Origin of the sequence: Robertkochia marina (assembly GCF_004799345.1) — a bacterium.
Taxonomy (GTDB): Bacteria; Bacteroidota; Bacteroidia; order Flavobacteriales; family Flavobacteriaceae; genus Robertkochia; species Robertkochia marina.
On the sequence record NZ_SSMC01000001.1, the window covers coordinates 1,352,200 to 1,364,435 of the forward strand.

A 12,236-nucleotide genomic window follows, 5' to 3' on the forward strand; every position below is an offset into this window, starting at 1 on the left:
TCGTTCCTCAAACTAACTCACGCTTTACGCACAAACTCCGATTTCAAGCCCATGGCCCCGAAACCATCGATCTTGCAGCTGATATTATGATCGCCTTCCACCAGGCGGATATTCTTCACCTTGGTTCCTGCTTTCACAGGGCCTTTAGCACCTTTTACAGGGAGGTCTTTGATAACGATCACCGAATCGCCTTCTTCCAGGCGGTTGCCATTGGAGTCAACTACCACCATTTCATCCTCATCTGGAATATTGGCGGGGTCCCATTCATGTCCGCACTCCGGGCAGGCATAAAGGCTTTGTGTTTTTAAATACCCGTAGGGTGACTCGCATTGGGGGCAGGGTTTCATTTCATCAGACATGGCCGGTTGTTTTTTTATTGAATGTAACAGAGTTGCTTTAAGAGGGAGGGTTCTTTAAACGTTGCAAAGGTATTAAAATAAGCTGGGGTAGAGGGGTAAGCGGGTAAGCAGGTAAGCAGGTATGCGGGTAGGCTCGCACCTCAAACTCGTACCTCAAACCTTGCCTGCGGCAGGCAGGCTCACCTTTCAAGCTCCTTCCAGATTTTGGGAGATCGCCACGTTGGCCCAAAGGGCCGCCTCGCGAAGACGAACTTTTTCTAATCTTATCAGGACTGTAACACTCAAATCTCAAACTCGTACCTCAAACCTCGCCTGCAGCAGGCAGGCTTATCCCTCAATCTCCCACCGTAAAACTCTCCAGAATATTGGAAGTCTCATTGCCTCCGGCCTTCTTTGCTCCGGCAATAGCATAGATCGTATTTCCCATGGAAGCTCCGGCCAAGCCGTGCCTGGGGGTACGCATATCAGGGCCTTTGGTCCACTCGTCTTTATTTGGGTCATAAACCCAGCATTCCGGGTATACTCCACCGCCATTGTTAAAGTATTCACCTCCGAAAGCATAAAGTTTACCATTAACCGAAGCTGCTGCCAGGCCTCCTTGTGCTTGTGGCATGGGGGAAGCGGTGCGCCATTGATCCTCTTTAGGGTCATAAACTTCAAGGGAGTTCACATTGCCTCCCGAAACCGTTCGTCCGCCGGTTATATATAATTCCCCGTTAATGACAGCTCCTGCGGCACTGTTCCTGGAGGTAGGTGCCGGAGCCCCTTCTTCCCAACGGTCTTCTGCAGGCAAATAGATCAGATGATGGTTGGTGTCGGTATGGTCGTTCCAGGTAGCGTTGGAGCTGCCTTGCGGCTTTCGGCCGCCCACGATGTGGATGCGATCTCCCAGGGTTGCCGCCACCGTTTCTCCGTGCAGCGCAGGGGCGTTTGACCCTTCAGTCCATTTTCCGGTGGCCGGATCCCAGATCCAGGTTTGATCCTGCATTTGCCAGGTTGCATCTGCACTGCCGGCCAGGAAACCTCCCATACCGTATAATTTATTTCCATGAACGGCAAGCTGGAGGTGATGCCTGGGTTGAGGCAGCGTACTGAGTTGCGTCCAGGTATCCTTGACCGGATCATAGACCAAGTGTTGGTCTGATACTGCAGTTGTACCCGGTGAGAAAACAAATCCGCCTGCCATATGAATCTTATTATTTAAGACAGCACAATAGATCTCCTGAACGTTGATAGGTAAGGAAGCCCTGGGGGTCCAATCATCAGACAACTCATGAAAAGCGAAAAGGCTATCACAGGCGGTAAGGAATACCCCGGTGAGGGCAGTGTTTTTTATAAAGGTTCGACGATCTGTCATATTGGTGTTTTTTAAGTTTGCAGCGCACTGAGGTTTAGACTGATCAATTCGAGTATGGTATCGAGGTCAGCAATGAGAGGCAGGTAGTGATTCGTTTCTGTAGATCGGGCGCTGAGAATGAACATCAGGAGATTGTTTTCAAAACTTCGGTCATCGAGGAGAGGAAGATTGCTGTAATTTTCTTCTAAAGCGTCTAACCCTATAATGCTTTGGGTAACTCCGGTTTGGTCGGTAATGGTGCGGACACTCGCCTTGTCAGTTTCGAATAATTTCATGACTTCCTGCCGGCGTATTTCCTGGTCTCTTTCCTGTCCTGCAATATCCTCCAGGGTAGCCAGCCAGTTCGTGAGCTGAATACGGAGTTCATTATCCGAAAGGTCCTTAAGACTCCCCGAGCTTATCATTTCCTGGATCAGGGAAGTGTTTGGATTAAAAGAAATGTCTCTTGAAAAGGCATCATTTAAAAGATTGGAAAAGGTAATTTCGTCCAGGGAATTAACCGTATCAGAAGCATGTTTCAGGATCAAGGTGGCTTTTTCGTAATTAGACCTATTGACCCTGACTAATTCTTCAAGTTTGATCTTGCTTATTTCAAATTCGTTTTGCAGCCCCAGAAGATAAACCTCTTCCTTCTGCATTAAGATCTGTTCCTCCCGTGAATTATTGATAGCAAGGGCGATAAGGATTCCTGCTACCACCAGGACCAGCTCGCCCAAAGCGTAAAGCAGGTAGTTTTTTAATTTATTCTGTGACAGGAGTTGTTTTCTTAGGTTTTTAAAAAATAGCAGCATGGCAGTAATTTCAGGTAGATATGCTCTCTTTAAGGAAGGCGTTTCATAAATATTTTCATTAATAACGAAGGCCGCGATCGTCCCTCAAACCTACCTCTGCCGTACGGCAGATAAATGCGGCAGGATTTCCTCCCGAATTTATCTGACGCAGGCAGAGGGATGGCAGGCAGGCTCAAACTCAAACTCATACTCATACTCATACCGACTCCTCATAAGCTTCTTTGATCCATCCTTTTAATTCTTTGTCTACATCATTCACCTCGCTCAGGCGTACCCGGTGGGTGCACATGGTGCCAAAAGGTCCGGAATCTTCCAGGCGTTCCCCTATAGGATGATCCTTGAGTTTAAACCCCAGGTCGATCCGTGTTTTAGTAGCCGGTTTGATCAGAATGAACTGTCGTTTTCTGATGACACTTACCCCGGTTTTCTTTACTGAAATGGTCACGTCGTCACCCAGACCTTTTACATATTCAACGATCTTTTCATAGATAGGGTATAAGGACTCCCGTCCCTTGTATTGATTGGCCAGGAGCTCCAGATCTGAAGTGACTTCCTGTTTGCAGAGGGTTACAATGGTATTGGCAAAACCATGGGTAACCCCGTGCTCCTGTTTGAGGAATTTCACTGCAGCAGCGTGCTTGTCAAATTTCATCTCGTGAAGCAATTGCTTCCACTCTTCCAAAGAACGGCCTGTTTTTTCAGGCATATTGGCTATCATAGTTTGAAGTGCTTTGTCCATAAGGGGATATGTTTTTTATTTTCTGAACAAAAGGAATCTTTCTTAAAGATAATCAATTCAGTGATAGTCAAAATTTTATTCCCTGGTAGTGAACTCGAATAATTGAATGGTGTAATCCAGTAGCTCCTTTCCACCTTCCTTTCCATGTCCCGGTATAACGATTTGAACTTCGGGGTACAAGCGTATGATCTCTTCAACGGTTACAGGCCATTGCTCCAGATTGGCATCATTTAGGTTTCCTTTGTCGGCCTTTAAAGCTTTTATCAGACAACCTCCAAAGAGGGCATTTACTTTAGGAAGGTAGCTGACCACATTGTCGGAGGTGTGTCCTTCACCGATAAAGGATGTAACGACCTCGGTATTTCCCACTTCAAGATCAAATGATCCTGAAAATCCATTTTGGGGTACAGGATTCCCATGTTCTCTGGCAAGGATTATTGTATGCTTATTCGCATAAGACGGGATATTCCTGGAATGGAAGACATTCAAGCCTCCAAGACAATCATCGTGATAATGATTAACAATTACTCCTCTGATCTGATGTTCCTGTAGGTCCTGGATCCAATTGATAAGTTCGATGGAAGCCTTGTCACCTACCGAGGTGTCAAGGATTACAGCCTCCCCTTCGGAAAAGTAGATCACCCCATTACACGGAAATTTACCTGAACCGGGAATCTCAATGGTTGAAATGTGTTTATAAAGATTTTGTGCAATTTGTTCGATAACCAATTCATCAGAGCTGTAAATTATATTCGAATTAGGTTGTGCCCAAATGCGTAAGGTGCATAAAATCGTTATCGAAAGTGCTGAGATAATGTTCATAGATCTATCTGTTCAATAGGGGAAACCACGGTTCCTGTTATTTGGATTTATATGGGAGGGTTAACCCATTCGAAAATACATATTTCAAGGGCAACGTTAATTTATTTTTTATATTTCCGGCAATTTTTCCTTAGCACTTGTCATGAGAAAACTTCGCTACCCTTTTTTGTTCATACTGATCGTATTTTTGATCATTTATTTCACTGCCCTAATAACTCAACCATCCAGGCCGGATCTTTCGTCTTATGTTAATAAGGCTTCTGCGTACGAGGTGGAGATCCTTAGAGACAGCTTGGGGGTGCCTCACATTTATGGGGTAAAGGATGCCGATGTGGCCTTCGGATTGGGATATGCCCAAAGTGAAGATGATTTTCAAACCCTGCAGGATGTGCTTCTTGCCACCAGGGGACTTATTGCTTCCAAATATGGGTATACAGCAGCTAAAACTGATTTCGTAGTTAACTTTATGGGCGTTTGGGATGCCGTCGATAAGAAGTATGAGGTAGAGGTGCCTGATTCGGTGAAGGTGATCGCAGAGGCCTATGCCGATGGGGTAAATTTATATGCGTCTCAACATCCCGGAGAATGGTCACGCTATTTATTTCCTGTGACCGGAAAGGATATTGTGGCGGGCTTCACCTTTAAAACGCCCATGTTTTACGGCTTTGACAAAGCCCTGGGTAAGATGCTGGAACCCCGGGAGCCGGAGAGTATGGAAACGACGGGGGAGACCGCACTATTATGGAATAACACCCCTAAAGTGCCTTTGGGGAGCCAGGGGATAGCCATAGCCCCTCATCGTTCGGAAGATGGTATGACCAGACTGCTGGTTAATTCACATCAACCCCTGGAAGGTCCGGTGGCTTGGTATGAGGCCCGGTTGCATTCGGAGGAAGGTTGGAATATGGCCGGGGGTACCTTTCCCGGTTCGCCCCTGATCATTCACGGTCATAACGATAAGCTGGGATGGGCCAATACGGTCAATAAGCCCGACCTGGTAGACTTTTACAAACTCAAAGTGAATCCTGAGAACGAAATGCAATATGAGCTGGATGGGAGATGGGTGGATTTTAAGGAAAAAACAGCAAAAATCCTCGTGAGTTTTCTCGGCCCTGTGCGGTGGACCTTTGACAAGCGAATTCTGATCTCTGAACATGGGCCGGTGCTGGAAACCGATCACGGATGGTTTGCGACCAAATGGGCAGGTATGGGCGAAGTAAGAACCCTGGAATTCCTCTTTCGTTTGAACAAGGCCGGCAATAAGGAAGATTTTGAAAGTGCACTTCAAATGAATGCCATGCCAAGCATCAATTACATCTATGCCGATACCGAAGGGAATATTGGTCATTACTACAATGCCATGTTCCCGAAACGCCTGGATGGAGTTGCATGGAAGGAGGAAGTACCCGGTACAGATGCTACCCTGATCTGGAGCAAATACCTTCCTTTTGAGATGATGCCGAAAACCGTGAATCCGAAAAGCGGACTGGTATACAATGCCAACAACACCCCATTCTCTGCTACCGATGGAGATGATGATGCACAAAAGAACGAGTACCCGGAATTTATGGGACTGGAACAGCAGGAAACCAACCGATCTATGAGAATTGAAGCCATGGCAAAAGGTGACAGTTTAATTAGCGGGGAAGCCTTGTATACTATCAAATACGATCTTAAATACCATATTGATTATCCTCCTGTTAAACGATTGTATCAATGGCTGGCCCAGGGGGACCTTGATGTCATGATGAAGCCTGAATACCGGGAGGCCCGACAGCAACTCAGGGAATGGAACTTAAGCACCGGAAGAGACAATGAAACGGCCCTTTTAGGAATCCTTACTTTAGATCCGATCATTAAAGAGCCTGACATGTCAGCCGCTGGTTTAAATGATGTCTTTACCTCAGCCGTCGATGCTTTGATTAAAAGGTATGGTACAACAAGGATCAAGCTGGGCGAGGTTCAAAGACTAAAAAGGGGAGAGCGGTCCCTGCCCATTTCAGGAGGACCGGATATTCTGAGAGCTGTATATACTGATGGGCTGAACGAAAATGGGAACATGCTGGCAAAGGCGGGAGATGGCTTTACCATGTTCGTAGCCTGGGATAGTACCGGGTTAAAAAGCTCTAAGGCCATTCACCAATACGGATCGGCCAGCAGTATTGAAAACTCTGAACACTACAATGACCAAATGGAGAAATTCGTAAAACATGAATTACGAGATGTTCCATTTACCAGGGCAGCCCTTGAAAAGCAGGCAGAGCGGAAGTATCATCCGTTGGATAGGGATGTGGGAATGTAGGGATATAGCGATGTAGTAGTATCGGTAAACGGGTAGATCGGTAAACAGGTAGGCAGGTAGAAGGGGAGATGGAATAATGTTCAAATTCCGAATTCCAAACTAGTCACTCCGTACTTTGTCAAACCTGTCTACTGGCAACCAAACTCGTCCCTGAAACCTGCCTGCGGAAGGCAGGCTCGTCCCTCAAACTAAAAATCGCTCCTCGTATAGGCTACATCCCGGCAACATTCGCATTTATTGCATTCGCAAACGTCGCAAGGGCATTCATATTTACTGCAATCTCTGCAGTTACACTTTTTGCAGTCGCAATCTGTACAGACACAATTTCCCATAACTGTTAGATTTTAGAGCCTAAACAGGTTGGTTGTCAGGAGATTCGGAGTTAAAGTAAAGATAAGAATATTTCAAGTGTGTAACACAAGGGGTGATGTTGAGTCTTTATGATACAGTTTGCGGTTTGCAGATTGCAGTTAGCAGTTAGCAGTTAGCGGTTTGCGGTATACAGTTTATAGTTCGAGGTACGAGCCTGCCTTCCGCAGGCAGGTTTGAGTTCGCAGGGAGTTATGATTCATGATTCAAACATATAGTTTTTTGTTTTGAGCTCAACCTATCATTCCCTATCTCGTGTTACCTGTTACCTGCCTGCCAAGCCGCAGGCATGGTTACCTGTTACTTTTCACTAAAATTATAATATGAAAACATACTTTTTTGTACTCCTGGTTACTATGTTGCCTTTACTGTCAACAGCTCAATCTGTAAAGGTTTTTAACGAAATAGCCATCAATGATCCCCTTGAAGCATGTATGGGAAAACTGGAATCTATGGCAGGGTCAGTAGAATTAATAGCCATAGACAAGCCTGTCTTTCCCCTGGCGGAGAATAAGGAAGACCATCTGATCTGTAAGGAAGTGAAAACGCCAAGAGGAACCATAGACAGAATGGTTTTCACTTTTGGCGATAACCAATTGAAATATGTGGTGGCCCGGGGCAATGTGTGGCGGGTATTCACCGAAGGACGCACCGATACTGCAGAGGCCTATATGGACTATTCGGTTTACTTTGACGATGGATTATTCCTAAACAGAAAGAAAGATATCGCCTGGATCCTGTCGCCCGGAGCTATTCACGCCAACCTGTTTACCTGGGAGAATCCCTTGCTGGATGACTCGAAGGATCAAGAAAGTATTTCTGAGGCTACAACCATTCCGGAATTCCTGGCTATGGGAGCCAGACTGGAATCCATGGCAGGCCCCATGGAAGAAAACAGCCTTTTTACTTATAAGGAGGAACTGGACGGATCAGACCCTAATGCACAGGTGCAGGTAAATTGTTTCGGGGTGGATTATCTCGGATTTCCCAGGAAGGTAGAAGCCCGCTTTGGAGATAATAAGCTCAATGTGGTTTGGATCCTTACCGGAAAAGAAGAGGAGGAACGCATTCGTGAAGCCTTGCTGGCGCAATTCGGAGAACCTGTTTTTGTAAATAACGACTGGGAGATCTATAATAATTGGCAGGTAGGGTTGCGAAAAGATAAACCTGAGGTATTACTCATGGAGCAGGAGGTAGGGCTGCAGTATAAGGAGAGTTATTTTAAGCAGTAGTTGGGTAGACGGGTAGATAGGTAAGCTGGTAGACAGGTAGGCTGGTAGGTGGGCTCTTCTCTATATTCGGGAGATTGCCACAGCCTGTTTTATCCCGCGCGCCAGCTGGCTCCATCGCTAAAATGGTTCGCTGAACCATTTCCGAACGCTCGGCCCTGCAAAGACGATTAATTTCAAACTCAAACTCGTTCCTGAAACTCGTCCCTGTTTAGTTCAACCCCACCTTGCCCTTTACAGACTCAAACAGCTTTGCAGAATCAAAGCCGGTGCCTTTTTTGAATACGATCTCAGTTTTGCGGATATTGCGAATATCGTCTTCCAGGTCGCCATCAATGAGGATCATATCGGCCCATTTTCCCTTCTCCAGGCTGCCGGTATTCTCCTCCATACCGAGGTAGATGGCCCCGTTCAGGCTGCATATTTTTATGGCTTCTCCCAAACTAAACCCGTTTTCTACCAGGATCTCAAGGGTGCGTTGGTTGGCATAACCGGCTACCGTTCTTCCTGCCCCGGTAGGGTCGGTCCCTGCCATCAGGTGTCCGCCCTTATCGTGAAATTGCTTTAGCCATTTAAGGTCTTTTTTGAACTGGACATGCACGGAAGAATCTCTTCCCTGCATACGGTCGTATTGACTTTTGATCCTTTCCAATACCTGGGTGGCCAGTGCTTCCTCGCCACCTCCGGGAATCATTTCGTGGTCAGTATAGGGCTCAAAAACTACCGGAGTGGTGGTAATGGCCGTTTGATTTTTTATGAGCAGATCGATCAGGGATTTCATTTCAGGACTGTCTTCTTCCAGGGCGCGAATAGCTTCCCGGGAGCGAAAAGGGTCGCAAAAATCGACCTGCTTATCTTCGAGAAAATCACTGGATACCATAAAGCCATGCTCCAGGTTGTCTATCCCGATTTCTGAGGCCTCCTGATAGGTAACAGAGCAGAGGTGACCGGTAACTTTGAGCCCGAGTTTATGAGCTTCTTCTACGCATACCTTCAGGTCTTCGCGGGTTATATGATTGTACACCTTGAAGGAGGTTACGCCCCGATCGGCCCAGAACTGAACCATCTTGCGCACTTCTTCCGGACTGCTTACAAAGCCTAACTCTGCTATATCGTACCCTTCCCGCTCAATAAAAGGACTGGTGACATCCATCCGTGGTCCGGTCATTTTTCCCGCCTCGATCCATTTTTTCAGGTTCAGATCGGTTTCGGGTTCAATACTCCCTGCTGTTCTCATGGAGGTTACTCCCCCTGCAAGATAAAGTCTGGGAAAGGTGAAACTCATTTGCCCTACGCTGAACCAGTTTTCAAAGGGCATGGAATAAAATATATGCTCATGCATCATCACAAATCCCGGTATCAGGGTTTTTCCTGTACCATCAATAATCAGGGTTTCTTCCGGTATTTTAATGTTTTCTCCAATTTCGGTGATCACACCCTCAGAAAATAACACGGTTTGACCGGAGAGGGGAGCATTCCCCGTACCGTCAATGATCTTAACGTCGGTGATGGCCACCGAGTTGGTATCAACAGCGATGAAGCGCTTTACCTGTTCGGTATAAGATTGTGCATGGAGGGTCAGGATCCAGAATAAAGCAAAAGAAACAGTGATTAAGTATTTAAAGCTCATAGAAGTATGTGATTATGTCTTCAATATACTACAATTGCCTCTAAGTGTGTTTGTTACTTTTTAGATTTGAGTCAGGGTAAGTAGTAAGGCCAGTTTTGGAGCCCGGGCAAAAGAGTATTAACCGAGGCAAGAGTTGAGTGAGCATTAATTCATCATGTTCAGCTCCTGGAACCTGAATTGGTTGTATAGCTCGTGCTGATAAGGGTAATCCCAGCAGCCCATACGGTGAAAGAGATCGCCTCCGAATCCTTTCTTGTAGATATGCACCCCGTGAAGCGGATGATTGGGATTCAGGTTGGGTGCAGAACCGAACATGTCGTATTCGGTGCATCCCCATTGTTTGGCCACTCGAATCGATTCCCATTGCAGGGCATAGCTGGCCACCATATTACCGCGCCCGCTGGACGATGCTCCGTAGAGATAAGTGGCTCTTTGGCCTGAAAGTACGAGAAACATGGAAGCTAAGATCTCTCCATCTTTCTCAGCCATCAACATTTTGATAGTGACCCCTCTTTTATGGTTGTCCTGATTTTTCAGGATGGAAGAAAAATAACTTTCATCCTGCAAAGGCATGCCATGGCGCAGTGCCGTATCACGGTACAGGGTGTACCATGAACCAATCTGCTCCAGGCCGTATTCCCTTACCTGTATACCGTTCTTTAAGGCTTTGCGAACATTGTACCGGGTATTGTAACGCATATTGCTCATTAAATCCTCTTCGCTACGGGTGAGATCGAGGAAAAAGGTGTTCTTAGGCAGGATATCACTACTACTTTTTTTTAGGTTCCAGTTATAGGTTTTGTAGTTTACCCGAAACTCCTGGGTGTTGCTTTGTGGTGGTCCTATCCAATTGCCATTTTGATCAAAATATTCTTTTTCTGCTGACCATTGATTTTGCCAGATCAGATCGTATCGTATAAAGATGCAATTGGTAGGGAGGTGGGGTTTTATGGTTTCAGAGATCTGCTCCAGGAACAAGCCCTGGTTCTCGAAATCAGGCTCGAGTTTCGGACCGTAGGGCACATAGGCGTAGCAGGTATCGTGGTTGATGTACCTGATAAGGACAAGCAGGTCTTCTCCTTCTTTTGATAACGATTCAGCATCTCCCTGCAACAGATTCCGGGAAACGGTAAGTTCAAATGCCGTAGGAATGAATCCCTGATCTTTTTTGATCCTGCCCCAGAAAGGGGTTTGGGGAAGGATGTTTGTTGCATTTAACTCTTCAATACCTTTTGGCTTCAGTTTACAGATCATACGCTTTACCTGATTTTGGCCTGCAAAATTAAAAAGACCAAACAGGAATAAAGCTGGATTTTGTGGTTTTTGAAAATCAGAATGTTATGTTTAAAATGCCCTCTTAACTCTTGAAAAATATTCAAAGATCGGTGGGTTTTGTTTAAAAAATATGAAATCGGAATTCATCTCAGGGCGCCCCACCTGGAGTTACCTACGGCTTCATTTCGGGACTTGCTATGAAACCATCTGTTATCCATCATTCATAATTCAAACTCGTGTCTCGAACTTCCACTCCTAAACAAACTTCACTCCGTACTTTCCGCAGATCCCGGCTACTTTCTCCAGGTCGGGAGGTCCGGGGGGAAGAGCGCTTAATTCCTCGAACATATTTTCGAGACCGGCGGGATAGATATCCAGGTGCATTACTGCATTGGTATCACCTACCACGGTCCATCCATGGGGAATACCCCTGGGAAGAAAAATGGAATCTCCGGCCTTTAATACCTGTGATTTTCCATCAGCGGTGAACTCTACTTCTCCTTTTATGACCTTAAAAAATTCGTCTTCATTTTCATGAACATGCATGGGCAGTTGCATTCCGGGTTCATTGTCCTCGATCAGCGAGGTAAGTTGCCCGTTGGTATCTTTTCCGGTTAGCAGGATGAGCTGGTTATCCCCAAGAACGTTGAGTCTTTTGCCTTTAGAGGCCTTTAGGATCTTTACTTTCATTTGTGTATAAATTTAATGGTATCTGCACAGCAGGAGTTGTGATCAGGACCCCGCGATCGGGCTGTTGAATACGCCAATTGCCAATTCTGCCCAAAGAAGTAAGAAAAGGAGAATAGCCAACAGCGTTAACAGGACACGCTTTTGGCCCCCGGAGGTTTTTACCCGGATGACTTCAATAGTCAGGCCGCAGCCGGTAAGTAATATGGCCATGATCATAAAATCAAAGCCCGACCAGTTTACCTCAGCGGTAAATTGCATGGCAATAAAAGGAATGAGTAACAGAACAGTGGTTATTAACAGGATGGGGAAAATTCTAATGGATCTCATTGGAAGGGTATTTGAAAGGTTCGTCCTATATAAAGATAACTTAATTTATTTGCACATAGAAAATAGAAGCCTGATTATTAGTGGATAACGCCATCATTCAAATGAATGTCAAAGTGCTTTTAAGTACCTGATAATAGTGGTATTTCTTAGGATCAACTTTAAGTAATGAACAGGTTTAGGTGCTTGCAAAAGGATGAATTTCCTGTTGGTTTTTAAATCGGGGGTTCGGGTGTAGGATATTATATGTTAATTATCGAAGGATTTCAATTTGATCATCAGAAAAAGGTATCTTAAATAATTCATTTTATGTGATTTATCGAGGGAGATGAATGGCCTGAGCTTTAAT

Annotated in this window: 11 protein-coding genes; 2 read left to right on the forward strand and 9 right to left on the reverse strand. The window is 45.6% G+C overall.

Translation table 11 applies throughout. The features are described 5' to 3' along the window. Positions 1-17 precede the first annotated feature (17 nt). From E7Z59_RS05550 to bla, 5 genes are all read right to left on the reverse strand, one after another. Positions 18-359 carry a zinc ribbon domain-containing protein YjdM gene (locus tag E7Z59_RS05550; RefSeq protein WP_136335283.1) on the reverse strand — a complete coding sequence of 114 codons (342 nt, stop codon included), beginning with the start codon at positions 357-359 and terminating at the stop codon, positions 18-20. Positions 360-693: 334 nt separating this feature from the next. Then, on the reverse strand, positions 694-1,716 hold the full coding sequence (locus E7Z59_RS05555) for a Kelch repeat-containing protein (protein WP_136335284.1): 1,023 nt from the start codon (positions 1,714-1,716) through the stop codon (positions 694-696). 11 nt (positions 1,717-1,727) lie between these two features. Further along, complete coding sequence (locus E7Z59_RS05560; RefSeq protein WP_242015607.1) at positions 1,728-2,507, reverse strand: DUF6090 family protein; 780 nt, start codon at positions 2,505-2,507, stop codon at positions 1,728-1,730. A 196-nt stretch (positions 2,508-2,703) separates the two neighbouring features. Next, the gene (locus tag E7Z59_RS05565) at positions 2,704-3,246 is read right to left on the reverse strand and encodes a DUF4287 domain-containing protein (RefSeq protein WP_136335285.1); all 543 of its coding nucleotides are present in this window, start codon (positions 3,244-3,246) and stop codon (positions 2,704-2,706) included. Positions 3,247-3,321: 75 nt separating this feature from the next. Continuing rightward, the gene (gene bla / locus E7Z59_RS05570; protein WP_136335286.1) at positions 3,322-4,068 is read right to left on the reverse strand and encodes a subclass B1 metallo-beta-lactamase; all 747 of its coding nucleotides are present in this window, start codon (positions 4,066-4,068) and stop codon (positions 3,322-3,324) included. A 142-nt stretch (positions 4,069-4,210) separates the two neighbouring features. On the opposite strand from bla, the gene E7Z59_RS05575 reads away from it, so the two are divergent. Both E7Z59_RS05575 and E7Z59_RS05580 read left to right on the forward strand, forming a co-directional pair. Then, positions 4,211-6,370 carry a penicillin acylase family protein gene (locus E7Z59_RS05575; RefSeq protein WP_136335287.1) on the forward strand — a complete coding sequence of 720 codons (2,160 nt, stop codon included), beginning with the start codon at positions 4,211-4,213 and terminating at the stop codon, positions 6,368-6,370. Positions 6,371-7,062: 692 nt separating this feature from the next. Beyond that, entirely contained in the window at positions 7,063-7,971 is a 909-nt protein-coding gene (locus tag E7Z59_RS05580) for a hypothetical protein (RefSeq protein WP_136335288.1), read from the forward strand. Between the two features lie 208 nt (positions 7,972-8,179). Here E7Z59_RS05580 and E7Z59_RS05585 read toward each other — a convergent pair whose 3' ends face one another. The 4 genes from E7Z59_RS05585 to E7Z59_RS05600 all read right to left on the reverse strand — a co-directional run bounded on the left by E7Z59_RS05585 (position 8,180) and on the right by E7Z59_RS05600 (position 11,890). Continuing rightward, complete coding sequence (locus E7Z59_RS05585; RefSeq protein WP_136335289.1) at positions 8,180-9,598, reverse strand: amidohydrolase family protein; 1,419 nt, start codon at positions 9,596-9,598, stop codon at positions 8,180-8,182. Positions 9,599-9,742: 144 nt separating this feature from the next. Further along, a complete protein-coding gene (locus E7Z59_RS05590; protein WP_136335290.1) occupies positions 9,743-10,852 on the reverse strand; it encodes a lipid II:glycine glycyltransferase FemX in 1,110 nt (369 codons plus the stop codon). A gap of 276 nt (positions 10,853-11,128) precedes the next feature. Continuing rightward, positions 11,129-11,563 carry a cupin domain-containing protein gene (locus tag E7Z59_RS05595; protein ID WP_136335291.1) on the reverse strand — a complete coding sequence of 145 codons (435 nt, stop codon included), beginning with the start codon at positions 11,561-11,563 and terminating at the stop codon, positions 11,129-11,131. Positions 11,564-11,605: 42 nt separating this feature from the next. Next, on the reverse strand, positions 11,606-11,890 hold the full coding sequence (locus E7Z59_RS05600; RefSeq protein ID WP_136335292.1) for a hypothetical protein: 285 nt from the start codon (positions 11,888-11,890) through the stop codon (positions 11,606-11,608). Positions 11,891-12,236 lie beyond the last annotated feature (346 nt).

Coding starts and splice junctions, on each gene's coding strand:
- E7Z59_RS05550 (WP_136335283.1), bottom strand. CDS start 359: ATGTCTGATGAAATGAAACCCTGCCCCCAATGCGAGTCACCCTACGGG.
- E7Z59_RS05555 (WP_136335284.1), bottom strand. CDS start 1,716: ATGACAGATCGTCGAACCTTTATAAAAAACACTGCCCTCACCGGGGTA.
- E7Z59_RS05560 (WP_242015607.1), bottom strand. CDS start 2,507: ATGCTGCTATTTTTTAAAAACCTAAGAAAACAACTCCTGTCACAGAAT.
- E7Z59_RS05565 (WP_136335285.1), bottom strand. CDS start 3,246: ATGGACAAAGCACTTCAAACTATGATAGCCAATATGCCTGAAAAAACA.
- bla (WP_136335286.1), bottom strand. CDS start 4,068: ATGAACATTATCTCAGCACTTTCGATAACGATTTTATGCACCTTACGC.
- E7Z59_RS05575 (WP_136335287.1), top strand. CDS start 4,211: ATGAGAAAACTTCGCTACCCTTTTTTGTTCATACTGATCGTATTTTTG.
- E7Z59_RS05580 (WP_136335288.1), top strand. CDS start 7,063: ATGAAAACATACTTTTTTGTACTCCTGGTTACTATGTTGCCTTTACTG.
- E7Z59_RS05585 (WP_136335289.1), bottom strand. CDS start 9,598: ATGAGCTTTAAATACTTAATCACTGTTTCTTTTGCTTTATTCTGGATC.
- E7Z59_RS05590 (WP_136335290.1), bottom strand. CDS start 10,852: ATGATCTGTAAACTGAAGCCAAAAGGTATTGAAGAGTTAAATGCAACA.
- E7Z59_RS05595 (WP_136335291.1), bottom strand. CDS start 11,563: ATGAAAGTAAAGATCCTAAAGGCCTCTAAAGGCAAAAGACTCAACGTT.
- E7Z59_RS05600 (WP_136335292.1), bottom strand. CDS start 11,890: ATGAGATCCATTAGAATTTTCCCCATCCTGTTAATAACCACTGTTCTG.